Source organism: Actinomycetospora termitidis, from assembly GCF_030286555.1.
Taxonomy (GTDB): Bacteria; Actinomycetota; Actinomycetes; order Mycobacteriales; family Pseudonocardiaceae; genus Actinomycetospora; species Actinomycetospora termitidis.
The window spans coordinates 410,798-434,205 of record NZ_JASVWF010000001.1 but is presented as its reverse complement, the minus strand read 5'-3'; the positions used below and the strand labels follow the sequence as shown (position 1 = coordinate 434,205).

Here is a 23,408-nt window from a genome sequence, read left to right as displayed (position 1 = left end):
GAGTGCCGTTCGTGCGTTTCTGAGGGGGTCAGCCCTCGAGGACGTACCCGCGGCCGCGGATCGTGCGGATGCGCTCGGCGCCGAGCTTGCGGCGCAGGTAGCCGATGTAGACCTCGACGATGTTGGACGTCGGCGGGCCGCCCCAGACGCGGGTGACCAGCTCGTCCTGCGACATGGCCTGGCCGCGCGGGTGCCGGATGAGGGCGTCCACCACGGCGTACTCGGTCCGCGACAGGCTCACCGGCTTGTTCTCGACGAACACCTGCTCGAGGGCCGTGTCGACCATGACCTCACCGCGGCGCAGGTAGAGCTGCGCGGTCGGGCGGTCGTCACCGAGCCGCAGGCGCAGCCGGGCGAGCAGCTCCTCCATGGGGAACGGCGTGACGAGGTAGTCGTCGTGGCTCGCGCGCAGCGTCGACACCGTCCGGTCGCGCGCCTCGGGCGAGGTCAGCGCGATGACGGGGGTGCGGGGGCTCTCCCGGTGCAGGTCCGCGAGGACCTCGACCGGGCGCAGGCCGCTCATCTCGACGTCGAGGACGACAGCGCGGGCACCGCCGGCCCGGGCCGCGGCCCCCACGCTCCAGCTCTCGCGGAGAAGTTGGGGTTCGAAGCCGTTCGACCGCAACGCACCGACGAGCACGCTCGTTGTGCGGTGGGGAGGCGCGACGCACAGCACGCGGCCCCGCTCCGCGAGCTCCGTGCGGGCCGCGGCGTCCGCATAACGATTGGGTTGCATCGCCGACCAGGCTGCCCGTCGATGCACCTCGGAGGCAACGTGCGCGCGCCGAACGGCGGCGTGACGCGTGCGACGGGCGGCTCCCTGAGAGCGAGTACCGGCGTCCGTCGCAGCGACTCCGCCGTGCGGAGTACAAGTTCTGCCCTTCGTCGCGTCGCAGCGTGCGGTCAGCGGCATCTCGGAATCTCCTCTCTCAGATCACGGTCCGGTGACGGCGGACGCTCCTAGCGTTCCGGCCCGCAGCTCCCCCCACGCAGTGGCGACGTCCGGGCTCCCCCGGTCGACACCCCGAGCTCCGATCGACCGGATGCCGCCACCGCGACCCGGGCCTCGCTCCCCAGGGCCCGGGACCGAGATCGTCTGGAGGTCTCGTCCTCATGCCCCGACGTGGACGACATCGCACCCGGCTCCCGTTCCGGCTCCTCGCCGCCGTCGCGGCCCTGCTCGTCGGCGGCACGGCCGTCGTCCTGGGCGGGTCCGCGCTCGCGAAGGACGAGGGCGGTGACTCCGGAGGCGGCGGCAGCTTCCTCTCCTCCCTGACCGGCAGCTCGTCCTCCGACTCCGACGACTCCGGGTCGGACGACTCCGACTCCGGTGACTCGGACGACTCCGACTCGAAGGACTCCGGCAGCGACGGGTCGGACGACTCGAAGGACTCCGGCGAGGACAAGTCCGGTGACGACAAGTCCGGCGGTGACCAGTCCGGCGAGGACAAGTCCGGCGACCAGGGCCAGGGCGGCGACGAGGGCAAGGACCAGTCGCCCGACGAGTCCAAGAAGACGGACGACCAGAAGAAGGACGACCAGGACAAGGAAGCCAAGGGCGAGAAGAAGGTCGAGTTCCCCGGCCGCGACAAGATCGCGGAGGCCGGCGCCGACCGGTACGTCGACATCGAGAACGTCGACGTGAACGGCAACATCGGCGAGGGCGGGTCCTTCTCGAAGGGCAGCTACTCCGTGGACTGCGGGGTCAGCGACCACAACAACTCCGACAACTACATGGCGGCGCCGGGCAAGCGGAACGGCGCCCAGCACGTGCACGACTACGTCGGCAACACGTCCACGAACGGCAACTCGAACGACGAGTCGCTGGACGCCGCGGGCACGTCCTGCAAGAACGGTGACAAGAGCACCTTCTTCTGGCCGGTGCTGCGCGACCTGAACGGCACGGACGACGACGCGAACGCCGACGGTGGTGGCAAGGACGGCAACGTCGGGCGCAAGCTCACGCCGCAGTCGGCGCAGCTGACCTTCCGCGGGCACGGCGACCAGGAGGTCCAGCCGATGCCGCAGCACCTGATGAACATCATGGGCAACGCGAAGGCCAAGGCGCAGGACGGCAAGAACGCCAACGCCAAGTACACCTGCACCGGGTTCACCGACCGGGTCACCGACAAGTACCCGATCTGCCCGAGCGGCTCGAAGCTCGTCCGCATCCTGGATTACCCGAGCTGCTGGGACGGTCAGAACCTCGAGTCCAAGGACCTGCGGTCGCACATGGCCTTCCCGGACTCCAGCGGCAACTGCCAGGACGACTTCAAGTCCGTCCCGGCCCTGCGGATCACGCTGACCTACGACCAGCCGGCCGGTCGGGCGTTCGCGATCGACTCGTTCCCGGACAACCAGCACGACCCGACCACTGACCACTCCGACTTCGAGAACTTCGCCACCAAGGCGCAGAACGATGCCGGCGCGGAGTGCATCAACGCGAACAAGACCTGCATCAACGTGGGGGCCTGACCGCCGCCCCACCCCGCTCGCGCCCCGTCGCCCGACGATCTACCGTCGGCGGCGGGGCGTGCGTGCGTCCTACGGGAGTCCGAGCGACGGGCTGAGAGGGGACCTGGCGGTCCCGACCGTTCGAACCTGATCCGGATCATGCCGGCGCAGGGAACCCGGAGGTCGCCGTATGGCCGTGCCCGCATCCGCCACCGAGCGCGACGAGGTCGCCCCCACCCTCGACGGACCGGTCCCGCGATCGTTGGGGTTCCTCGACCAGGGCGCGTTCTGGGCCAACCTCGGGGTCAGCCTGCTCGGCTTCGCCGGAGTGCTCGCCGTGCTGCAGCCCGCCGGCGCGCCCCCGCTCACGGTGACGGCGGCCGTCGTCGCGACCGTGGTCGGGACCGCGATCGGCAGCGCGATGGTCGGGCTGTCCGCGATCCCGGGCGCGCGGACCGGGGCCCCCGCGATGGTGGTCCTGCGCGGGCTGTTCGGCGGGGTCCTGTCGTGGATCCCCTCGGTGCTCAACGTCGTCCAACTGATCGGCTGGGGCACGTTCGAGCTGGTCGTCATCGCGCAGGCCGGCACGCTCGCGATCGGCGGCCCGACCTGGGTGTGGGTCCTCGGCGCGGGGGTCCTGACGACGCTGCTGACGCTGCGTCCGCTGGGCATGCTCCGGCTGCTGCGCCGGGTCGTGACGATCCTCGTCGCGATCTCCGTCGCCTACCTCGCCTGGTGGCTGTTCACCCGTCCCGCCGCCGCCGACCTGGGTGAGAGCGGCTCGTGGGCCGGGTTCTGGGCGGGGACGGACGCGGCGATCGCCGTGGCCGTGTCGTGGATCCCGGTCGCCTCGGACTACTCGCGGCACTCGACGCGGACCTCGACGGCTTTCACCGCGGCGACGGTGGGCTACGGCGTCACCCAGGTCCTGTGCTTCGTCGTGGGGCTGGCGGCGCTGTCGCTCGTCGGCGGCGACGGGGACGCCGTGTTCGCCCCGATGCTCGCCGCGCCGCTCGGGGTGGTCGCCCTGCTGATCCTGACGCTGCGCGAGACCGACCAGTCGTTCGCGAACGTCTACTCCACTGCGGTGTCGGCCCAGAACCTCGTGCCCCGTGCCGATCGCCGCGTGCTCTGCCTCGTCATCGGCGCCGTGATCACGGTGCTCGGCCTCGTGGTGACGATCGACGACTACGCCGTCTTCCTCGCGGTGATCGGGTCAGTGTTCGTCCCCCTGCTCGGCGTCGGGGTCGGGGAGGCCCTCGTGAACAAGGGCCGGCTCGACCTGTCCCGCTGGGCGCCGTCGCGTCCGCTCATGGTGGTCGCCTGGGTGATCGGGCTCGCCGTCTACCAGCTGATCAACCCGGGCGGGGCGCCCGGCTGGTCGGACGCGTGGACCGCGCTGCGCGAGGCGATCGGCTTCGTCCCGCCGTCGTGGCTCTCGGCCTCGCTGTGCTCGTTCGTCGTCGCCGCACTCGTCGGGGCCGCGTGCGCCCGCGTGGGTACCCGTCGGGCGTAACCCCGAGGGAGGCACATGAGGTACCGCACGCTGGGCCGGACCGGCATCAAGGTCAGCCCGTACTGCCTGGGCGCGATGATGTTCGGCGCCATGGGCAACCCGGACCACGACGACTCGGTCCGGATCATCCACCGCGCCCTGGACGCCGGGGTGAACTTCGTCGACACCGCGGACGTGTACTCCCGCGGCGAGTCCGAGGAGATCGTCGGCAAGGCGTTGCAGGGACGACGGGACGACGTCGTCCTGGCGACGAAGTTCCACGGCGGGATGGGCGACGACCCGAACCGGGCCGGGAACTCGCGGCGCTGGATCGTCGCGGAGGTCGAGCACTCGCTGCGGCGGCTGCAGACCGACCACGTCGATCTCTACCAGGTCCACCGCCCGTCGCCGGACACCGACGTCGAGGAGACGCTGTCCGCGCTCACCGACCTGGTGCGCAGCGGGAAGGTGCGGGCGATCGGGAGCTCGACGTTCCCCGCCTCGGAGATCGTCGAGGCGCAGTGGGTCTCCGAGCGCCGGAACCTCGAGCGGTTCCGCACCGAGCAGCCGCCGTACTCCATCGTCAACCGCGGCATCGAGCGCGAGGTGCTGCCGGCCTGCGAGCGCTACGGGATGGGCACGCTCGTGTGGAGCCCGCTCGCGATGGGTCTGCTCACCGGCCGCTACCGCAAGGGCCAGGAGACCGACTCGAAGCGCATGGGCTTCGCGGCCGGCCGCCTCACGAACGAGCGCAAGCTCGACGTCGTGGAGCAGCTGGTCCCGCTCGCCGAGAAGGCCGGTCTGTCGATGACGCACCTGGCGATGGCCTTCGCGGTCGCGCACCCGGGCGTCACCAGCGCCATCATCGGCCCGCGGACGATGGAGCACCTCGACGACCTGCTCGCGGGCGCCGAGGTCGTCCTCGACGACGAGGTGCTCGACCGGATCGACGAGATCGTGCCGCCCGGCACCGACGTCGACCCGGGCGACGTGTCCTACGCGCCGCCCGCGATCGAGGACGCCGGGCTGCGCCGCCGGCCCGCCGGGGAGCGCGCGGCGGCCTGAGACGTCGACGACGGGGTCGCTGCGGGTGGCCGGATCCGGTCCTCCGATTGTGGTACGCGGCGGTGCGGTACAACACTTCCGGTATCCGCCAGGGGAGGATCGGTCCGTGAGCTACCCGCAGCGTTCCTGGGACAGCGGCGACGTCGAGGTCGTCGCCAAGCGACTCTGGGCGGGCGGGGTCGCGACGGCGCTCGTGGCCGCCGGCATCGCGTTCGTCGGCGTGCTCATCATCAACAGCATCTTCGAGGTCGGGATCCAGACGGCGGGTCGCTCCGGCGCGCTGGTCGACAACGCCTCCACCGTCATCCCGGTGGCGGCCGCGATCGCGGCCCTGGCCAGCACGGCGCTGCTGCACCTGCTGCTGATGACCACGCCGCGGCCGGCATCGTTCTTCTCGGCGATCGCCGTCCTCGTGATCGTGGTCCTGATCCTCCAGGTGTTCCTGGCCGAGGGATCGATCGCGGCGCACATCGCGACCGGGATCCTCTACGCCGCGATCGGCATCGCGATCGTCTCCATGCTCTCCGGGGTGTCGGCGACCTCCGTCCGCCCGGCCGCCCAGGGCGGCTGGGGCGGGCGTGAGTACGACGGGCGCTACGACGCCGGGTACGGCGGCTACGACCAGCAGCAGTACCCACCGCAGGCGCCGTACGGCCGCCCGGACGATCGCACGCAGCGTTACGACCCCCGCGACCAGCGCGGTCAGTGGCGGTGACCGGAACCGTGTCGTGATCACCACGTGTGATCGCATCCCGACGCTGTGGCGTCGTTTCAAGCGATCGTGAGGCTCATCGCTCCCACGACGGTCCGGCTTGACCGTTCGCGACGATCCTGACGACGATCGATCGTCCTGATCCTGCGGACCCGGCGGCGAGGTCGCTGCCGGGCGTCCGCGTGATGGTCGCGCCCATGGGTGCGGCCGAAGGGTGGTCGCCATGACGTCGACGGTCAACGGGTTCGGAGCCGCAGCCACTCCAGCCGCGCTCGCCGGGGCAGGACAGGCCGGTCACCTCGGGACCGAGGCCGCGCGCCGCGAGCACGGCCGGCTCGGTGAGGGGCGCTACCGCGGCCCCGGCGCCCTGGCCGAGGCCCGTCGCGCCCTGCGGGTCGCGCTGCCCGAGCCGAGCAGCCGCTTCAGCCAGGACGACGAGTGGTGCGTGGTCGCGCAGCCGGACGGCTCGTGGTCGGAGTTCCGGTTCCACGACTACCACCGGATCTTCGACGTGCCCGGCCTCTACGAGAAGATCTTCTACGACGTGCTCGGCTGCGACACGCCCCGGTTCATGGCGGACCTGTTCGCGGAGGCGCTGGCCGGGACGCGCGAGGAGGCCGGCGACGTCCGCGTGCTCGACCTGGGCGCCGGCAACGGGATCATGGCCGAGGAGCTCGCCACGGTCGGCGTGCCGCACGCCGTCGGCGTCGACATCCTCCCGGAGGCGCAGTCGGCGGCGGAGCGCGACCGCCCGGGTCTGTACGCCGACTACCTGGTCGCCGACCTGACCGCGCTCGACCCCGCGGAGTCCCGTCGGCTGCTCGACCACCGCCTCAACGCCCTGACGGTCGTGGCCGCGCTCGGCTTCGGCGACATCCCGCCCGCCGCCTTCCGCACCGCCTACGACCACATCGCCGACGGCGGCTGGGTGGTGCTGACGATCAAGGACGCGTTCCTCGCGGAGGACGACACCTCCGGCTTCGCGCGCATGATCGCCGACGGCCTCGCCTCCGGCGCGCTCGAGGTGGTCCGTCGCGAGCGTTTCCGGCACCGCCTGGCCACCGACGCCAGCCCGCTGGTCTACGAGGGCATCGTCGCGCGCAAGCGCGGCCCGCTGGGCTGACCGCCGGCGCTGCGCCGTACGGCGCAGCGGCTGGTCTGTCCCCCGTCGCTGCGCTCGCCCCACGCTGGGACGTGGATCTCTTACCGGCCGGTCGGGCCCTCGGGCCCGGCCGGCCGGGCTGTTTCCCTGGCAGTGTGAAGGGGCACACATTTCACGCTCACGGTGGGTCCCGACCGGCAGGCCCCGGCGCGAGGGGTGCGGGACCTCCCGGCAAGGAGAACACCATGGCCGCCGCCAGCGACCCCGTCCGCAGCGGACCCCCCGCCCTGCGGGCTCCCGACCTCGCCACCGCGATGGAGCGGGTGGTTCCCGACGCCGTCCTCGCCCGGACCGACCCGGCCCTCTTCGGCCGCACGGTGCTGCAGCTCGCCCAGGGCTGGGCGACCCATCCCGGGGAGGTGTCGCGGGCGGCGTCCTCGTTCGCCGCGGTCTCCGCCCGGATCGGGGCCGCCGCCGCCGGCCGTGCGCTGCGGGGCCTGTCCGGCGGCACCGCCTCGAACGACCCGTCGAGCGAGCCGGTGCCGACGAGCAAGGACGGCCGCTTCAAGGACACGACCTGGGTGGAGAACCCGGCCTACTGGGCGTTGCGCCAGGAGTACCTCGCCCTGACCTCGCTCCTCGAGGACCTCGTGGGAGCGGCCGGGCTGGAGACCGACGCCGACGAGCGGGCGCGCATGCTGATGGGCCTCGTCGGCAGCGTCGTCTCGCCGACCAACGTGCTGCCCGGCAACCCGTCCGCGCTCAAGCGGGCGTTCGAGACCGGCGGCGCGAGCGTCGTCGCCGGGCTCCGCAACGTGCTCGACGACGTGGCCACCAACGGCGGCAAGCCGCGCCAGGTGGACAAGAGCGGGCTGCGCGTCGGGAAGGAGCTGGCGGCGACCCCCGGGAAGGTCGTCTACCGCAACCGGCTCATGGAGCTGGTGCAGTTCGAGGCGCAGACCGACGAGGTGCACGCGATCCCGCTGCTGTGCAGCCCGCCGTGGATCAACAAGTACTACGTCATGGACCTCGCGCCGCAGCGCAGCCTGGTGGAGTGGGCGGTGCAGCACGGCCACACGGTCTTCATGATCAGCTACCGCGACCCGGACAGCTCGATGGCGACGACGACGTTCGCCGACTACCTCGAGCTGGGTCCGGCGGCGGCGCTCGACGTCGTGCAGGAGATCACCGGCGCCGACAAGGTCAACGTGATGGGCCTGTGCCTCGGCGGGCTGATGGCGGCCCTGCTCACGACGCGGTGCGCGGCGCGCGGCGACGACCGCATCAACTCGCTGACCATGCTCAACACGATGTTGGACTACTCCAGCGTCGGGCCCATCTCGTCGTTCGTCAGCCCCGAGATCACCGACCGGCTCGAGAAGTCGATGGAGCAGACGGGCTACCTGCCCGCCGAGTCGATGGCGACGACCTTCGACCTGCTGCGGGCCAACGACCTGATCTTCAACTACATCGGGCCGAACTGGCTGGAGGGGAAGACCCCGCCCGCGTTCGACATCCTCGCGTGGAACACCGACTCCACCCGGATGCCGGCCGCGATGCACTCCTTCTACCTGCGGCACTTCTACCTCGACAACGAGCTGTCGCGCGGCGAGCTGGAGATCGACGGGGAGCCGCTGTCGCTCAAGGCCGTGCAGGCGGACACGTTCATCGTGGCGGCGGAGAACGACCACATCGCACCGTGGAAGACCTCGTTCACCTCCACCGAGCTCCTCGGCGGCGACGTCACGTTCGTCCTCTCGACGGCGGGTCACATCGCCGGCGTGGTCAACCCGCCGAGCCCGAAGGCCAAGCACTGGGTGGGCACCGTCGGCGCCACCGGGGCGGACGCACCGGGCCCGGACGCCTGGCGGAACCGGTCGACCGAGGTGCAGGGCTCCTGGTGGGAGACCTGGGCCGAGTGGATCGGGGAGCACGCGGGCGAGCAGCGCACCCCGCCGCCGGTCGGCAGCGAGGCGCATCCGCCGCTCGGTGACGCGCCGGGCCAGTACGTGCTCGGGACGTCCTGACCCGGCGGGCGGCCACGACCCGGTGACCCCTCCAGATCGTCACGTTCCGGTCGCGTGGCGAACGGGGAGCCGGGTCGTCACGCGCCTTGACGTCCCCGCGTCTCCGAAGGCACCGTGTTGCGTAGAGCGCGACGCTGGTGCGGGGACCGCAACGTCGGGCTCGGGACACGACTCGACGTCCGATCGGTTGCCACCATGGACCACCGCCCTCCCGACCACCTCGACCGGTCGGCCGCCACCACCCTGCGCCACGTCGTGGACGCGGCCGTCGGACCGGCGTACGACACCGCCTTCCTGCGCCTCGACCTGCTGGCGATCAGCCGGGTCGCGCGGTGCGGCTGCGTCGACTGCGCGCTCGAGGTCGACCGCGAACGCGCGGCGATCCTCGCCTCCCTGCCCCGGGCCTGAGGCGCCCGCGCACCCGACGCGGTCCGCGTCACGGTGGGCGCGGGCCGCAGTGCTCGGTATCCTGAGCGGTTGTTCGGCCGATCGAGCGTGACCGGCCGCCCACCGACCCGGAGGAGCCGAGGATGTCGACCTCGAACGGCAGCACCCCCACCGCCACCGTCACCGACCAGATGGCCGACGCCGTCAGCCGTGGTCAGTCGCTGCTGACCGAGTTCGCGACCGGCGTCAGCGAGCTCTGGAGCGCCGCGCTGTCCGGGGCGGACGACGCGGCGCGGCGCAGCGGCGCCGGGTCCCTGCCGACCGCCTTCCCGTCGGCCGACGAGATCGTCGACCGGGCCTACGACACCGGGATCGCGGTCCTCGAGCTGCAGCGCTCGGCGGCGCACCAGGTGCTCGGCGCGTTCACCGCCCTGCGCCGCCCCTGATCGCGCGCGATGAGCACGGGCAACGGGACCGGGCCCGCCGTCGGCTCGGAGACCCTGTGGGACGCGCAACGGCGGGCCCTGGGCTCGTTCATCCGGGACCAGCGCCGCCTGGCCCGGCTGTCGCTGCGCCAGCTCTCGGCGCTCTCGCACATCTCCAACCCCTACCTGAGCCAGGTCGAGCGCGGCTTGCACGTGCCCTCGGTGCGCGTGCTGCAGGCGATCGCCGACGCCCTCGACCTGTCCGCGGAGACCCTGCTCGAACACGCGGGCCTCGTCCGGGAGCAGGCCGGGTCGTCCCCGGACGGCCCGCGGCCCGCGGATCCCGCGGTCGAGCGCGCCGTCCGGGCCGACCGCCGGCTCTCGCAGGCGCAGAAGGAGGCGCTGATCGCCGTGTACCGCAGCTACACCGACGACTCGGCCGGTCCGGACGACCCGGCCCGCGCTGCCGACGGGGCCCGGCCCCGCACCCCGGAGGGACACGACCGATGACCGCGACGACACCGCGCCCCGCCCCGGAGGCCTCCGAGGCCCCGCGCCCGGACGGGTCGTTCGAACGGACGCTGTCGGTGGCCGGCCGCCGGCTCCGCGTGGCCGTCCGGCCCGCCGCCGGCGGCGACGCGGCGGTCCGGCCGCTGGTCCTGGTGAACGGGATCGGCGCCAGCCTGGAGCTGTTCGACCCCCTCGTGGCCGTGCTCGACCCGCGGCGCGAGGTGGTCCGCTTCGACGTCCCCGGCATCGGCGGCTCGCAGCCGTCCACGGTGCCGTTGCCGATGGCGGCCCTGACCACGCTGCTCGCCGACGCGCTCGACCAGCTCGACGGTCTGACCGGGACCTCGCACCGCGTGGTCGACCTGCTCGGCCTGTCCTGGGGCGGCGGGATCGCCCAGCAGTTCGCCCTGCAGTACCCCCAGCGCACCGGGCGCTTGGCCCTGGTCTCGACGGGGACCGGCGTGATGATGGTCCCGGCCCGGTTCGGGGTGCTCGCGCGGATGCTCACCCCGCGCCGCTACAACGACCCGTCCTACCGTCGGCAGGCCGGCCGTGAGATCTACGTCGGCGAGGACCCGGACGCCGTGGACGCCCTGTTCTCGCGGGTCAGCCCGGTCCGACCCCGGGCCTACCTGCACCAGCTGTTCGCGCTGACCACGTGGACCAGCCTGCCCGTGCTGCCGCTCATCGCCGCGCCCACGCTGGTGCTCGCGGGCCGCCGCGACCCGGTGATCCCGGTCGTCAACGCCCACGTGATGGGGTCGCTGCTGCCCCGGGGCGAAGTCCACCTGCACCACGGCGGCCACCTCGGGCTCCTGACGCGGCCCGGGGAGCTCGGTCGGGTGGTGGAGGAGTTCCTGGATCGGCCCTAGGCTGGCTCCCGTGGCGCAGAAGCTGGTGACCGACGTCGACGGGCGTCAGTGGTTCGTCACGCTCAAGATCCTGTGGTCGGACCACTCGGAGAACTTCGAGCACGAGAAGGAGGGCGGCCGCAACGCGGTGATCGCCATCCTCGTGGTCCTCGGGCTGCTGCTGTTCGCGCTCATCGCCTGGGCCGTGGAGGACCGGGAGTACATCTCGGTGCCCTGGTGGATGTTCCTGATCCTGCTCGCCGTGGTGGTGTTCTTCCCGGGCCGCTGGGCACTGCGTCGCCGTTGGCTGCTCCGCGCCGAGGGCGGCGCGTGGCCGGACGAGGACGGCCGCGGCGGTGGCGGTGGCGGCGAGGAGTGGAGCGGCTTCATCCGCGGCCGCACGGAGGCCCGCGCCGAGTTCAAGCGCGTCATCAAGTCCCTGGAGCGGCGCGGCACCCCGGCCCGGGCGAACAGTCCGCTGCAACCCCAGTAGGAGGAGGCGCGCCGTGCCGGAGCTCCCCGAGGTGGAGGCGCTCGCCGAGCACCTGCGCACGCACGCGATCGCGCGGCCGGTGGCGCGGGTCGACCTCGCCAGCATGACCGCGCTGAAGACCTTCGACCCGCCGCTGTCGGCCCTGACGGGACGCCTGGTGACGGGCGCCGGGCGGATCGGGAAGTTCCTGGACGTGGACCTCGACGGGCTCCACCTGGTGGTGCACCTGTCGCGCGCGGGCTGGATGCGCTGGCACGAGCAGGCCTCGACGACGCCGCCGAAGCCGGGCAAGGGCCCGCTGGAGCTGCGGGTGCACCTCGAGACCGTCGGCGGACCCGGGTTCGACCTCACCGAGGCCGGGACGCAGAAGCGCCTCGCGGCCTACGTCGTCACCGACCCGGCCACGATCCCGCAGGTCGCCACCCTGGGGCCGGACGCGTTGACGCTCTCCCGCGCGCGGTTCGGCGAGATCCTCGCGGGGCAGTCGACGCGCCTGAAGACGCTGCTGGCCGACCAGCGGACCATCGCCGGGATCGGCAACGCCTACTCCGACGAGATCCTCCACGTCGCGAAGCTGTCCCCGTTCGCGATCGCGGGGAAGCTCGACGACGAGGCCGTCGACCGGCTGCACGCCGCGATGATCGGGGTGCTGACGGAGGCGGTGGACCGCGCGGTCGGCCAGGACGCGGCGCTGCTCAAGGGCGAGAAGCGGTCCGGGATGCGGGTGCACGCGCGCACCGGGCTGCCGTGCCCGGTCTGCGGCGACACGGTGCGCGAGGTGTCCTACGCCGAGCGGTCGTTCCAGTACTGCGCCACCTGTCAGACCGGCGGCAAACCTCTGGCCGATCGGCGGCTCTCGCGGTTGGTGAAGTGAGTGATACCGCCGAACGGATGATCACCCGTCGTCGGGAACGTGCGCCTCGTTGCTCTGACGGGGTGGCTGAGGAGACGATGGCCCCGTGCCCGGCTGGTTGACCTCCCCGACGTTCCTCGTCGTCCTCGGCGTGGTGGTCGTCCTGGTCGTCGCCGGGATCGTGGTCTACCAGCGCTTCCGTCGCCGGCACGCCTTCGCCTCCCCGCTGGAGCGGGCCACGTTCTCCACGCTGCACACGGTGTCGCTGGCGGCGCCCGCGCTGCGCGAGGGACTCTCGGAGTCCTCGGCGCAGTTCGCCGTGCCCTACCTGCGGACCCTGCTCGACACCGAGGCGCTCTCGATGACGGCGGCCGACTGCATCCCGCTGGCCTGGGACGGCGAGGCCGAGCACCACAACCTCGACGTGCGGTTCTACGCCGAGAAGGTGATGAAGACCGGCCGGCAGCAGATGGCCAGCCGCCGCGACATCGAGTGCGGGGACGACCGGTGCCCCGTCAAGGGCATCGTCGTCGTGCCGCTCGAGGTGGACGGCAACGTCGTCGGGACCCTGGCCGCGGTGAGCGGGGAGACCCCGGGGCCGGTCCTCCTGCGGGCCACCGCCGAGGTCGCCCGCTACGTGTCCAGCCAGCTCGAGCTCGCCGACCTCGACGACTCGCGGGACCGGCTCAACCGCGCCGAGGTCCGGGCGCTGCGCGCGCAGATCTCGCCGCACTTCATCTACAACGCGCTGAACACGGTCGCCTCGTTCATCCGCACCGACCCCGAGCGGGCGCGGGAGCTGCTCATGGAGTTCGCCGACTTCACGCGGTACTCCTTCCGGCAGGCCGGCGAGTACACCACGCTCGCCGAGGAGCTCAAGAACATCGACCGCTACCTCATGCTCGAGCGGGCCCGGTTCGGCAACCGCCTGTCGGTGAAGGTGCAGGTCGCGCCCGAGGTGCTCTCGGTGGTGCTGCCCTTCCTCGCGCTGCAGCCGCTGGTGGAGAACGCCGTCCGGCACGGCCTGGCGGGCAAGGTCGAGGGCGGGACGGTGACGCTGACCGCGGAGGACTCGGCCAGCGAGTGCCTGATCACCGTCGAGGACAACGGCGTCGGAATGGATCCGCAGGCCCTGCGCGAGGACAACCGCGACGCCCACCTCTCCGGCGCGCACGTCGGCCTCGGCAACGTCGACGACCGCATGCGGTCGGCGTTCGGACCGGACTACGGCCTCGTCGTGGAGACCGAGCGCGGCGCCGGCACCAAGATCAGCCTCCGGGTGCCGAAGTTCCGGGCCGGTGTGCGGGTCTGACCGGGCACCCGGCCGGAGCCGATAACCTGGACATATGGACCTCCGCCTCGCCCAGACCCTCAAGCTCGGGGCCCTGAAGCTCCCGCCGGCGGTCTCGTCGGTCCTGCCCGGCGCCCTCGCGTCGAAGGTCTCCGGCGGCACCGTGTCCGTGGTGCGCCTGAACGGCGTGATCGCCTCGGCGTCCGGCCCCGTCCCGCGCTCGGTGATCAACCTGCAGGCCGTCGAGTCGGCGCTGACCCGGGCGTTCGAGGCCGAGAACGCGGTGGCCGTCGCCCTGGTGATCAACTCCCCGGGGGGCTCGCCGACGCAGTCGCAGCTGGTGGCCGACCGGATCCGCGGTCTCGCGGCCGAGCACGAGCTGCCCGTGATCGCGTTCTGCGAGGACGTCGCGGCCTCCGGTGGCTACTGGCTCGCGTGCGCCGCCGACGAGATCTTCGCCTGCCCCACCTCGCTGGTCGGGTCGATCGGCGTGGTCAGCGGCGGCTTCGGGCTGACCGGCCTCATCGAGCGGTTCGGCATCGAGCGGCGGCTGCACACGGCCGGGCAGAACAAGGCCCGGCTCGACCCGTTCCAGCCCGAGAAGCCCGAGGACGTCGAGTGGCTGCTCGGCATGCAGACCGAGCTGCACGAGATGTTCATCGAGTGGGTCCGCGAGCGGCGCGGCGAGTCGCTCGACGCCGGCACCGAGCTGTTCACCGGCGAGGTCTGGACCGGGCGGAAGGCCCTCGAGCTCGGCCTGATCGACGGGATCGGCACGCCGCGCGAGGTGCTGAAGGAGCGCTACCCGGACGCCGAGGCGGTGGCCGTGGAGCCGCGCAAGCCGCTCCTCGCGCGGCTGGGCGTCGGCGTCCTCTCCGGCGTCCCCGGGTTCGGCGCGATCGACCCGGCGGCGGCGCTCGCCGGTGCGCTGGAGTACCTGGAGCACCGCGCGGTGTGGAGCCGTTTCGGGTTGTAGCCCTTCGCGCCCGGCGGCGATCTCTGGTGGCATGACCTCCGAGCAACGGAGGTGGCATGCCCTCGGTCGGCTGGGACGGGCGCGACGTGTCCGGGCTCAGCCACGAACAGATCCACCGGTGGACCCGGGACGGTGCGAGTCCGGAGGCCCTCGCGGCGGCCCGGGACCGCCATCTCACCCGGGCCGACGAACTGCGGACCGCCGCCGACCGGTTGCAGACCGCGCAGCGTGGGGTCGCCGAGACCTGGCAGGGGCGTGACGCCGACGCCGCGGGCAACCGGACCCGGGTGCTCGCCCAGCGGATGGAGCAGCTGGCCGAGACCGTGGGCGGTCAGGCGCGCGGCATCGACGGGATGCGCGCGGCGCTGGTGCGGGTCCAGGCGGCCGTCGGCCCACCCCGTCCTCCGGCCCTGCCCGCGCTGGGCGTGACGCCCGTGCTCGACGAGCTCCGTGGTCTGGTCACCGGCCGCCCCGCCGACGGCTTCACCGGGTTCCGCGGTGCCGCCGCCGACCAGGCCGCGGCCCGGGAGGCCTACCGCGCCTACCTGGCCGAGACCGCGCAGGCGGCGCGGACGGTCGGCTCGGCCGGAGCCGGCCCGTCGCCCGCACCGGCGGGCGGGGGCGCGGCCGTCGCGTCGGGTGCCCGTGGAGCCGGGACCGGTGTGCTGCAGCGAGCCGCGGGAGCGGCGGGGGTCGGCACCCCGGGGCCGGTCCGGACGACGGGTCCGGCGGCCCGGCCCGCGGGCCCGGGCGTGGGCGTGGGCGTCGGTGCGGGCGGGCTCGCCGAGGTCCCGGTGCGTCCGGTCGGTGGGTCGCCGGCCGGGACGCCGTTCCCCACCGGGGGCACGGTCGGAGGGGGTGGCGGGGGCACGGTCGGCGGGCCGTTCGGCGGCGGGGTGGCCGGTCGCGGTCCGGCCGGGGGTGGGGCGGCCGCCGGAGGGGTCGGCGCCGGGCCGGTCGGCGGTCCCGCGGCCGGAAGCCCGGTGTCGGGTGGCCCGGTCCCGGGCGCGGCGGCGCCGAGCGGTTCCGCGACCCCGGGTGCGGTCGGTCCGGTGGCGGGGGGCGCGTCGGGTGGCGGGGCGGTCGTGGGCGCGCCCGCACCGGGAGGACGCGGCACGCGAGGCCCGATGCCGAGCACCACGGAGCGGCGCGCGGAGCCGGGGGCCGGTGACGAGCGAGCACCGTCGGCGGCCGACGGCCGTCCCGGGGGACCGGGAGGGCTCGGTGATCACCGCACCGGGTTCGGGCCGGATGCGACCACCCACCTCGTGGAGGGGCCCGAGGAGGGCGCGGCGTCCGAGGAGGTCCCACTGCGCCCGGGCCGCGGGGCGTACCTCGTCGACCCCGACCCGGTCGGGTGGGGCGTGCCGGGCGGGCGACGGGTCGTCCCGCCGGTGCTCGGGGAGGACGGATGATCACGCTGAGCCGGCTCGAGCTGCTGTGGATCCTGGAGCAGTGCGGTGCCGGGGACTGGCCGTACCCGCTCGCGCCGGTCGCCTGGCCCGCCGACACCACCGACGAGACGGTGCTCGCCCGGGCGCGCACGGAGGACGTGCTGCGGGACCGGGGTCTGCTCGCCCCGGACGCCGCCGCCACGCTGCTCGCCGTGGGGACGGCGGTGCGGGACGCGCGGCGACAGGTCGACGTCGTGCGGCGCAGCGCGACCGACCCGGTGGCCGCGGTCGCCCTCGACGGCCCGGGCGGCGCCGCGCTGCTGCGCTCGGCCGACCACACAGGGGCGGACGTCGAGGTCGCGCCGCTGGGCCCCGGCGAGCTCGCCGCGGCGGCCCTCGCGGTGCTGCCGCGGCTCCCCCCGGCCCCGGGGCCGCCGCTCGAGGTGCCGCCGGAGGCGGCGGCGGTCGCGACCCGTCGTCGGGAACGGGACCGGTCCGCGGTGGAGGCGGTGCTCCGTGGCGCCGTCGGGTGGACACAACTCGGGGTCGTCGTTGCTCCGGACGAGGTAACTTCGGTCGGGCACCGTGCAGATGCACGGATCAAATGGCTGGACTCGCCCCGCGGGCGCTACCGACTGCGGCACGATCCGGAGCGGGAACGGACGGCCGGGCGGCCGCCGGTCCTCGTCCCGGACGATGCCGCGTCCCCCGGGACCCTGGCCGAGGTCGAGGCCCTGCTGGCGGAGCCGGGGAGGAGGACGGGATGAGCGGACCGGGCCCCTCGGACGAGCGCGGGTTCGCGGCGCTCGACCCGGCCGCCGCCCAGCGGTTCGCGGGCCGGGTGGACGATCTCGAGCGCACGGTCGCCGAGGCGCGGGAGGCCCTGCGGCGGCTCGCGGAGGACCCGCTGGCCACCGGGACCGGCCAGGAGAACGCCGAGATGGCCGCCTGGTACCGCGAGCTGCTCGTCACCGACACGGTGCCCGCGGCGGACGACCTCACGCGGCAGCTGGACGCCGTGCGGCGGGCGGTGGTGGAGGGCACGGCGGCGTGGCAGGAGTCCGACCGTTCGATCTCCGACGCCCTCGATCCCGACCAGGGCTGACCCGTTCGGGTGACGCGGTACGTCATGTCCGGTAGCACGGTGCGCCGGACCACCCACCCGGGCACGGTCGCTCCGACCGGGTCCCTATCGTGGACGCGGGACCGACCCTTGGGCAGGATGGCGCGACAGTGACTACCAACGACAACGACGGCCTCGTCGTCCTCGCGGTCGACGACGAGGAACCCGCTCTCATGGAGCTCGCCTACCTCCTGGAGCAGGACCAGCGCGTCGACACGGTGCTGAAGGCGAACGACTCCATCTCGGCGCTGCGCATCCTCACGGGCGGCGACCAGGTGAACATCGGCGGGTTCGGCACGCCGCCGTCGGGGATCTCGGCGTCGGCGAAACAGTCCGACGTCGACGTGCTCTTCCTCGACATCCGCATGCCGGGTCTCGACGGGCTGGAGCTCGCGCAGGTCCTCTCGCGCTACGTCATCCCGCCGTCGGTCGTGTTCGTGACCGCGCACGACGACCGCGCCGTGGAGGCCTTCGACGTGGGCGCGGTGGACTACCTGCTCAAGCCGCTGCGCCCGGAGCGGCTGTACGCCTCGCTCACGCGCATCCTCGCCTCCCGCGGGACCACCGTGCCGGTGGAGCCCGCCGTCGAGGAGGAGGGCGACGACGAGGTGATCCCGGTCGAGCTCGCCGGCACCACGAAGCTGGTGCAGCGCTCGACGGTGCGCTGGGTCGAGGCGCAGGGCGACTACGCCCGTCTGCACACCACCGAGGGCAGCCACCTGGTGCGCATCCCGCTCTCCGTGCTCGAGGAGCGGTGGTCCGACGCCGGGTTCGTGCGGATCCACCGCTCGTACCTCGTCGCGCTGCCGCTGATCACCGAGCTGCGTCTGGCCGGATCGGGCTACGTCGTCCGGCTGGGCAACGGGAACCAACCCGGTGAGGTCGCCGAGCTGCCCGTGAGCCGCCGGCACACCCGCGAGCTGAAGGACCGTCTCGTCCGCTCGACGAAACAGGCCTGGGGCCGGCGGTGACCACCACCGACGGGCGGCCCCGGGCCGGGGGCGAGCCCCCCGGTCCGGCCGACCCGCCGGGCACGGACACCGGCGCCACCCCGACGACCACCGACGCCCGTCCCGCGGCTCCCGCGGCTCCCGCGACTCCCTCGGCTCCCTCGTCCGAGGCCGTCCCGGACGACGGTCCGGTGATCGCCCGCATGCGCGCCCGGACGCCGTCCGGACGGTCGTCACGCCCCTCGCCCGGCCCGGTGCCGCCGGGCGTGGCGAGGCGGGTGGGTCGCCACGCCATGCCCGAGGGCGAGGGCACCGGCCACACGCCGCCCCCGGACTACCGCCCCCGGCACGCGGCACCGGGCGATGCTCCCGATCCGTCCGACCAGGACCCCGGCCAGGACGACGCCCCCGCCCCCGCCGCGGGTCCGGAGCTCACGCTGGTCCCGGCGGAGGCGCGCCCGCCCGCTGGACCCCCCACCCCGGCCGCACCCCCGGACGCCGAGATCGACCCGACGCCGATCCGCGGTCTGCCGCTGGCCTCCACGTTCCCGGCCTCGGCGGTCCTGGCCTCCGAGCCGGCGGCCTCGGAGAACAAGAAGCCGATCTACGCCTGGCAGCCCGACGCGCCGTCGGCCGACCACGATCCGGACGCCCCGCCGCCGGCGCGCCAGCGCATCGTGCTCGCGGAGCGCCGGTCGCCGACCCGCGCGGTCGGCACGGTCGCCGAGATCGAGCAGCAGACCGCGACCGGTGAACTGCTGCTGTCGAACCTCATGCGCTCGCAGCTGGCGCTCGCGGTGCGCCTCGCCGTCGTGGGCGTGATCGTCCTCGGGGTCCTGCCGATCGTGTTCCTGACGATGCCGTCGGTGGGCGCGACGCACCTGTTCGGCGTCTCGCTGCCCTGGATCCTGCTCGGCGTGCTCGCGTTCCCGTTCCTCATCCTCCTGGGCTGGCTCTACACCCGCACCGCCGAGCGCAACGAGCTCGACTTCGCCGACGACGTCGAGGACTGAGACCACCGTGTCCACGGTCGACTCCGTCGTCGCCCTCGTGCTGTTCGGGCTCGCCGCGGTCGCCGTGATCGCCATCGGGTCGCTCGGGGTCCGGGTCACCCGCTCCACCGACGACTTCCTCGCGGCCTCGCGCACCGTCCGCAGCCGGGCCAACGCCGCGGCCATCGCCGGCCAGTCGCTGTCGGTGGCGTCGTTCCTGGGGATCGCCGGGATCGTGCTCTCGCACGGCGTGGACGGGCTCTGGTACCCGGTCGGCTTCGCCGCGGGCTTCGGGGTGCTGCTGCTCTTCGTCGCCGCGCCACTGCGCCGCTCCGGGGCCTACACGGTGCCCGACTTCGCCGAGACCCGGCTCGACTCCACCAGCCTGCGGACGCTGACCACGCTCGTCGTCGTGATCATCGGGTGGCTGTACCTGGTGCCGCAGCTGCAGGCCTCCGGGCTCGTGTTCACCGTCCTCACGGGTGCCCCCGGCTGGGTGGGCATCCTGGCCGTCGGCCTCGTCGTCACCGCGGCCGTGACCTTCGGCGGCATGCGGTCGATGACCCTGGTGCAGGCCTTCGGGTTCTGGCTCAAGGCCGTGGCCCTGGTCGTGCCCGCGGTCGTGCTGGTGGCCTGGTTCCTCGGCACCGGGCTGGTCGCCGCCCCCGACCGCGGCGGCCCCACGACGTTCGACCGGCCCACCACGGTCCGGGTCGCCGACCCGACCACGCTGCGGGTGGACGCCCCGGTGCAGGTCGAGGTCCGCGCGCCCGGGCAGCCGCGGGACACGGTCACGTGGCAGCCGGGCACGCAGGACGTCGCGCGCGACACGACACTGGTGTTCCCGGCGGGCGCGCGCGTGCCGGTGGTGGGCACGGCCGTGGCCGACGACTCCGCCTGGGACACGCCCTTCGGCAGCGGGGACCGCGACCCGTTGTGGGTGTACTCGCTCCTGCTCGCCACCTGCCTCGGCACGGCGGGTCTCCCGCACGTGCTGGTGCGCTACTACACCAACCCCGACGGGCGGGCGGCCCGGCGCTCGACGGTGCTGGTCATCGCCCTGCTCGGGGCGTTCAGCATCGTGCCGATCGTGCTCGGGGCGCTGTCCCGCTCGGTCGTCCCGCAGCTGCTCACCAGCGGCGAGGGCGACGCCGTCGTGCTGCTGCTGCCCTCGCTCACCGTGGGCGGCTGGGCCGGGGCGGCGCTCGGCGGCGTGGTGGCCGCGGGCGTCGCGGCCACCCTGCTCTCGGTGTCGGCCGGGCTGCTGCTCTCGGTCGCGGGCGTGCTCTCCAGCGACGTGCTGCCGGGCCGGCTGGGCGACTTCCGGATCGCCGCGCACGTCGCCGGCGTCGTCCCGATCGTCGGGGCCCTGCTCTTCGCCCGCCTGGAGTTCGCGCACTCGGTCGCCCTGGCGCTGGCGGTGGCGGCCTCGACCTTCGCCCCGCTGCTGCTGCTCGGCATCTGGTGGCGCGGGCTGACCGACCGCGGGGCGCTCGCCGGGATCGCCGTCGGCGGGACCCTCTCCCTGGGTGCGGCGGTGACGACCCTCTGCGGGGTCCGGGCCGAGGGCGTCGTCGGCACCCTGCTCGCCCAGCCGGCGGCGGTGTCCGTGCCGGCCGCGGTGATCGTCATGGTCGCAGTCAGCCGGGCGACCTCGTCGCGCGTCCCCGCGCAGGTCGGTCGGACGCTGCTGCGTCTGCACGCCCCCGAGCGCCTCGGCCTCGGCGAGATGCGCGTCGGCCGCTGATCCGCGGCCGTTCCTCACGCGGATGTCACAGAGTGTGAATCGGTCGTGAAGCGTGTCGCCACTCGAAAGGACCATCAGGACACGGGTGACGACAACTAGGGTTCGGCCGTTGGAAATCCGGCGCCGCGCACCGACTCCCCCGAAGGGTGAAACGCATGAGTGCGACCGAGGAGAGCTCGAGAGGGTCGGACCCGACCGGCGGTCCGACCCCGTACGAGGAGATGCAACGCAGTCCGGAGTTCAAGGCGCTCCGTAATCGGTGGCGTCGCTACATCTTCCTGATGAGCGGGCTGTTCCTGGCCTGGTTCCTGGTCTACGTGCTGCTGGCGGACTTCGCTCCCGGGGTGGTCAACACCCGGCTCGGCGGGACCAACTTCACCGTGGGCCTGCTGCTCGGGCTCCTCCAGTTCGTGTCCACGTTCGTCATCGCGGTCGCGTACGCGAAGTTCGCCGACAAGAACATCGACCCGGCAGCCGAGACGCTGCGCGCGAAGGTGGAGGAGAAGCTGTGAACGTCCTGCTGCCGGCCCAGGGTGGCGGTGCGTCCCAGCTCGGGAACCCCTACCTCAACATCGGCATCTTCCTCGCGTTCGTCGTCATCACGCTGTTCATCGTCTACCGCGTCAGCCGGTCGGCCACGACGGCGTCGGACTACTACGCCGCGGGCAGTTCGTTCACCGGCCCGCAGAACGGCGTCGCGATCTCCGGCGACTACTTGTCGGCGGCGTCGTTCCTCGGCATCGCGGGCGCGATCGCCGTGAACGGGTACGACGGCTTCCTGTACTCCATCGGGTTCCTCGTCGCCTGGCTGACCGCCCTGCTGCTGGTGGCCGAGCTGCTGCGCAACGTCGGGCGGTTCACCCTCGGCGACGTCCTCGCGTTCCGGATGAAGCAGCGCCCGGTGCGGGCGGCCGCGGCCGTCTCGACCCTGGTCGTCTCGTTCTTCTACCTGCTCGCGCAGATGGCGGGCGCGGGCGGCCTGATCTCGCTGCTGCTCGGCATCCCGAACACCCCGGGCACCATCTTCGACGGCCAGGCCATCGTGATCGCCCTGGTCGGCATCGTCATGATCGTCTACGTCCTCTACGGTGGGATGCGCGGCACCACCTGGGTGCAGATCATCAAGGCGACGCTGCTCGTCATCGGCGCCGCCGTGATGACGGTGTGGGTGCTCGGCCTGTTCGGGTTCAACCTCTCGGCGCTGCTCGGTGCCGCGACCGAGGGCTCGCCGACCAACCTGCTCAACGCCGGCAACCAGTACGGCAAGACGGTGACCAGCCGGATCGACTTCCTGTCGCTGGCGGTCGCCCTGGTGCTCGGCACCGCCGGCCTGCCGCACGTGCTGATGCGCTTCTACACCGTGCCCACGGCCAAGGAGGCCCGCCGCTCGGTGAACTGGGCGATCTGGATCATCGGCATCTTCTACCTGTTCACCCTGGTGATCGGGTACGGGGCCGCCGCGATCGTCCCGGCGAACCTGCTGTCGTCGAAGAACGTCAACGACGCGGCCCCGCTGCTCGCCTTCGAGCTCGGCGGCACCGTGCTGCTCGGCGTCGTCTCGGCCATCGCGTTCGCGACGATCCTCGCGGTCGTCGCCGGCCTGACGATCACCTCGGCCGCGTCCTTCGCGCACGACGTCTACGCGTCGGTGCTCAAGGAGGGCAAGCCGGAGCCCGGCTCCGAGGTGCGGGTCGCACGGCGGACGGCGCTGGTCGTCGGCGCCGTCGCGGTGATCGGCGGCATCCTCGCCAACGGCCAGAACGTCGCGTTCCTGGTGGCGCTCGCGTTCGCGGTCGCCGCGTCGGCGAACCTCCCGACGCTGCTGTACTCGCTGTTCTGGAAGAAGTTCAACACGACCGGTGCGCTGTGGTCGATCTACGGCGGCCTCGTGGTCTGCATCGTGCTGATCATCTTCTCGCCGGTGGTGTCCGGCTCCTCGACCGCGATCTTCGGCGAGGACACGGACTTCGCGTGGTTCCCGCTCTCCAACCCGGGCATCGTCTCGATCCCGCTGTCCTTCCTGCTCGGTGTCGTCGGCACCTTCGCCGGGGCGAACAAGGGCACCCCGGAGGAGCAGGAGGAGCACGAGCGCAAGGCCGCCGAGATGGAGGTGCGCTCCATGACCGGGGCGGGCTCGTCGGACACGGCGGTGTCGCACTAGGTGGCTTCGCCGGGTGAGCACTTCGGGGGCCTACAGGCCCTCGGAGTGCTCACCTGCGCGGAGCGCACAATGGAGACCATGAACGTCCCGGCCGTGACGGTGACCGAGGTGCCCGAGGGCTCGACGCTGCTCGACGTCCGCGAGGACGACGAGTGGGCCGCCGGCCACGCGCCGGATGCGGTGCACGTGCCGATGTCGGCGTTCCTCGAGCGGCTCGACCAGGTGCCCGAGGGTCCGCTCGCGGTGGTCTGCCGCGTCGGCGGGCGGTCCGCCCAGGTGACGGCCTACCTGCGCAACCAGGGCCGCGAGGCGGTCAACGTGACCGGCGGGATGCTGGCGTGGGAGGCGGCCGGACGCCCGGTCGTCGGCGACGGGCCCGGCCCCGCCCAGGTGGTCTGAG

At 73.2% G+C, this 23,408-nt stretch carries 24 protein-coding genes and 1 riboswitch; of the genes, 23 read left to right on the top strand and 1 reads right to left on the bottom strand.

What is annotated here, in order from left to right; translation table 11 throughout:
• Window positions 1–28: 28 nt before the first annotated feature.
• Window positions 29–736 (bottom strand): response regulator transcription factor, encoded by a 708-nt coding sequence (locus QRT03_RS02175; RefSeq protein WP_286050791.1) that lies wholly within the window; start codon window positions 734–736, stop codon window positions 29–31.
• A 377-nt stretch (window positions 737–1,113) separates the two neighbouring features.
• Here QRT03_RS02175 and QRT03_RS02170 point away from each other — a divergent pair, with 377 nt between their 5' ends.
• The 23 genes from QRT03_RS02170 to QRT03_RS02060 all read left to right on the top strand — a co-directional run bounded on the left by QRT03_RS02170 (window position 1,114) and on the right by QRT03_RS02060 (window position 23,407).
• Window positions 1,114–2,475 (top strand): DUF1996 domain-containing protein, encoded by a 1,362-nt coding sequence (locus QRT03_RS02170; RefSeq protein WP_286050789.1) that lies wholly within the window; start codon window positions 1,114–1,116, stop codon window positions 2,473–2,475.
• Between the two features lie 70 nt (window positions 2,476–2,545).
• Window positions 2,546–2,629, top strand: a riboswitch (TPP riboswitch).
• Window positions 2,630–2,644: 15 nt separating this feature from the next.
• On the top strand, window positions 2,645–3,970 hold the full coding sequence (locus QRT03_RS02165; protein ID WP_286050787.1) for a purine-cytosine permease family protein: 1,326 nt from the start codon (window positions 2,645–2,647) through the stop codon (window positions 3,968–3,970).
• 15 nt (window positions 3,971–3,985) lie between these two features.
• Entirely contained in the window at window positions 3,986–5,014 is a 1,029-nt protein-coding gene (locus QRT03_RS02160) for an aldo/keto reductase (RefSeq protein ID WP_286050786.1), read from the top strand.
• 106 nt (window positions 5,015–5,120) lie between these two features.
• Entirely contained in the window at window positions 5,121–5,729 is a 609-nt protein-coding gene (locus QRT03_RS02155) for a hypothetical protein (protein WP_286050785.1), read from the top strand.
• A gap of 220 nt (window positions 5,730–5,949) precedes the next feature.
• Window positions 5,950–6,849, top strand: a complete 900-nt coding sequence (locus tag QRT03_RS02150; protein WP_286050783.1) for a methyltransferase domain-containing protein — start codon at window positions 5,950–5,952, stop codon at window positions 6,847–6,849.
• Between the two features lie 224 nt (window positions 6,850–7,073).
• Window positions 7,074–8,855: a PHA/PHB synthase family protein gene (locus tag QRT03_RS02145; RefSeq protein ID WP_286050782.1), complete on the top strand. Its 1,782-nt coding sequence runs from the start codon at window positions 7,074–7,076 to the stop codon at window positions 8,853–8,855.
• Window positions 8,856–9,050: 195 nt separating this feature from the next.
• Window positions 9,051–9,263 carry a hypothetical protein gene (locus QRT03_RS02140; RefSeq protein ID WP_286050781.1) on the top strand — a complete coding sequence of 71 codons (213 nt, stop codon included), beginning with the start codon at window positions 9,051–9,053 and terminating at the stop codon, window positions 9,261–9,263.
• Window positions 9,264–9,385: 122 nt separating this feature from the next.
• Window positions 9,386–9,688 carry a hypothetical protein gene (locus QRT03_RS02135; RefSeq protein WP_286050780.1) on the top strand — a complete coding sequence of 101 codons (303 nt, stop codon included), beginning with the start codon at window positions 9,386–9,388 and terminating at the stop codon, window positions 9,686–9,688.
• Between the two features lie 9 nt (window positions 9,689–9,697).
• Entirely contained in the window at window positions 9,698–10,177 is a 480-nt protein-coding gene (locus QRT03_RS02130) for a helix-turn-helix domain-containing protein (RefSeq protein WP_286050778.1), read from the top strand.
• Window positions 10,174–11,049: an alpha/beta fold hydrolase gene (locus QRT03_RS02125; protein WP_286050777.1), complete on the top strand. Its 876-nt coding sequence runs from the start codon at window positions 10,174–10,176 to the stop codon at window positions 11,047–11,049. Before QRT03_RS02130 ends, QRT03_RS02125 begins: the two co-directional genes overlap by 4 nt.
• Before the next feature lie 10 nt (window positions 11,050–11,059).
• Window positions 11,060–11,521, top strand: a complete 462-nt coding sequence (locus tag QRT03_RS02120; protein WP_286050776.1) for a hypothetical protein — start codon at window positions 11,060–11,062, stop codon at window positions 11,519–11,521.
• 13 nt (window positions 11,522–11,534) lie between these two features.
• The gene (locus QRT03_RS02115; protein WP_286050775.1) at window positions 11,535–12,395 is read left to right on the top strand and encodes an Fpg/Nei family DNA glycosylase; all 861 of its coding nucleotides are present in this window, start codon (window positions 11,535–11,537) and stop codon (window positions 12,393–12,395) included.
• Between the two features lie 85 nt (window positions 12,396–12,480).
• Window positions 12,481–13,686, top strand: coding sequence for a histidine kinase (locus tag QRT03_RS02110; RefSeq protein WP_286050774.1), 1,206 nt, complete (start codon window positions 12,481–12,483; stop codon window positions 13,684–13,686).
• A gap of 34 nt (window positions 13,687–13,720) precedes the next feature.
• A complete protein-coding gene (locus QRT03_RS02105) occupies window positions 13,721–14,641 on the top strand; it encodes a S49 family peptidase (RefSeq protein WP_286050773.1) in 921 nt (306 codons plus the stop codon).
• 56 nt (window positions 14,642–14,697) lie between these two features.
• Entirely contained in the window at window positions 14,698–16,056 is a 1,359-nt protein-coding gene (locus tag QRT03_RS02100) for a WXG100 family type VII secretion target (protein ID WP_286050772.1), read from the top strand.
• Window positions 16,053–16,802, top strand: a complete 750-nt coding sequence (locus QRT03_RS02095) for an ESX secretion-associated protein EspG (RefSeq protein WP_286050770.1) — start codon at window positions 16,053–16,055, stop codon at window positions 16,800–16,802. The genes QRT03_RS02100 and QRT03_RS02095 overlap by 4 nt, the downstream gene beginning before the upstream one ends.
• The gene (locus QRT03_RS02090; RefSeq protein WP_286050769.1) at window positions 16,799–17,140 is read left to right on the top strand and encodes a hypothetical protein; all 342 of its coding nucleotides are present in this window, start codon (window positions 16,799–16,801) and stop codon (window positions 17,138–17,140) included. Before QRT03_RS02095 ends, QRT03_RS02090 begins: the two co-directional genes overlap by 4 nt.
• A 128-nt stretch (window positions 17,141–17,268) precedes the next feature.
• Window positions 17,269–18,129, top strand: a complete 861-nt coding sequence (locus QRT03_RS02085) for a LytR/AlgR family response regulator transcription factor (RefSeq protein ID WP_286050768.1) — start codon at window positions 17,269–17,271, stop codon at window positions 18,127–18,129.
• Window positions 18,126–19,121 carry a hypothetical protein gene (locus QRT03_RS02080; RefSeq protein WP_286050767.1) on the top strand — a complete coding sequence of 332 codons (996 nt, stop codon included), beginning with the start codon at window positions 18,126–18,128 and terminating at the stop codon, window positions 19,119–19,121. Before QRT03_RS02085 ends, QRT03_RS02080 begins: the two co-directional genes overlap by 4 nt.
• A gap of 7 nt (window positions 19,122–19,128) precedes the next feature.
• A complete protein-coding gene (locus QRT03_RS02075; protein ID WP_286050766.1) occupies window positions 19,129–20,847 on the top strand; it encodes a sodium/solute symporter in 1,719 nt (572 codons plus the stop codon).
• 155 nt (window positions 20,848–21,002) lie between these two features.
• On the top strand, window positions 21,003–21,359 hold the full coding sequence (locus QRT03_RS02070; RefSeq protein WP_286050765.1) for a DUF485 domain-containing protein: 357 nt from the start codon (window positions 21,003–21,005) through the stop codon (window positions 21,357–21,359).
• Window positions 21,356–23,008: a solute symporter family protein gene (locus QRT03_RS02065; protein ID WP_286050764.1), complete on the top strand. Its 1,653-nt coding sequence runs from the start codon at window positions 21,356–21,358 to the stop codon at window positions 23,006–23,008. The genes QRT03_RS02070 and QRT03_RS02065 overlap by 4 nt, the downstream gene beginning before the upstream one ends.
• A gap of 78 nt (window positions 23,009–23,086) precedes the next feature.
• Complete coding sequence (locus tag QRT03_RS02060) at window positions 23,087–23,407, top strand: rhodanese-like domain-containing protein (RefSeq protein WP_286050762.1); 321 nt, start codon at window positions 23,087–23,089, stop codon at window positions 23,405–23,407.
• Window position 23,408 lies beyond the last annotated feature (1 nt).

Bases quoted from the DNA above. Each gene is read 5' to 3' on its own strand.
- QRT03_RS02175 (WP_286050791.1), bottom strand. From the start codon at position 736: ATGCAACCCAATCGTTATGCGGACGCCGCGGCCCGCACGGAGCTCGCG.
- QRT03_RS02170 (WP_286050789.1), top strand. From the start codon at position 1,114: ATGCCCCGACGTGGACGACATCGCACCCGGCTCCCGTTCCGGCTCCTC.
- QRT03_RS02165 (WP_286050787.1), top strand. From the start codon at position 2,645: ATGGCCGTGCCCGCATCCGCCACCGAGCGCGACGAGGTCGCCCCCACC.
- QRT03_RS02160 (WP_286050786.1), top strand. From the start codon at position 3,986: ATGAGGTACCGCACGCTGGGCCGGACCGGCATCAAGGTCAGCCCGTAC.
- QRT03_RS02150 (WP_286050783.1), top strand. From the start codon at position 5,950: ATGACGTCGACGGTCAACGGGTTCGGAGCCGCAGCCACTCCAGCCGCG.
- QRT03_RS02145 (WP_286050782.1), top strand. From the start codon at position 7,074: ATGGCCGCCGCCAGCGACCCCGTCCGCAGCGGACCCCCCGCCCTGCGG.
- QRT03_RS02140 (WP_286050781.1), top strand. From the start codon at position 9,051: ATGGACCACCGCCCTCCCGACCACCTCGACCGGTCGGCCGCCACCACC.
- QRT03_RS02135 (WP_286050780.1), top strand. From the start codon at position 9,386: ATGTCGACCTCGAACGGCAGCACCCCCACCGCCACCGTCACCGACCAG.
- QRT03_RS02130 (WP_286050778.1), top strand. From the start codon at position 9,698: ATGAGCACGGGCAACGGGACCGGGCCCGCCGTCGGCTCGGAGACCCTG.
- QRT03_RS02125 (WP_286050777.1), top strand. From the start codon at position 10,174: ATGACCGCGACGACACCGCGCCCCGCCCCGGAGGCCTCCGAGGCCCCG.
- QRT03_RS02105 (WP_286050773.1), top strand. From the start codon at position 13,721: ATGGACCTCCGCCTCGCCCAGACCCTCAAGCTCGGGGCCCTGAAGCTC.
- QRT03_RS02100 (WP_286050772.1), top strand. From the start codon at position 14,698: ATGCCCTCGGTCGGCTGGGACGGGCGCGACGTGTCCGGGCTCAGCCAC.
- QRT03_RS02095 (WP_286050770.1), top strand. From the start codon at position 16,053: ATGATCACGCTGAGCCGGCTCGAGCTGCTGTGGATCCTGGAGCAGTGC.
- QRT03_RS02090 (WP_286050769.1), top strand. From the start codon at position 16,799: ATGAGCGGACCGGGCCCCTCGGACGAGCGCGGGTTCGCGGCGCTCGAC.
- QRT03_RS02070 (WP_286050765.1), top strand. From the start codon at position 21,003: ATGAGTGCGACCGAGGAGAGCTCGAGAGGGTCGGACCCGACCGGCGGT.
- QRT03_RS02060 (WP_286050762.1), top strand. From the start codon at position 23,087: ATGAACGTCCCGGCCGTGACGGTGACCGAGGTGCCCGAGGGCTCGACG.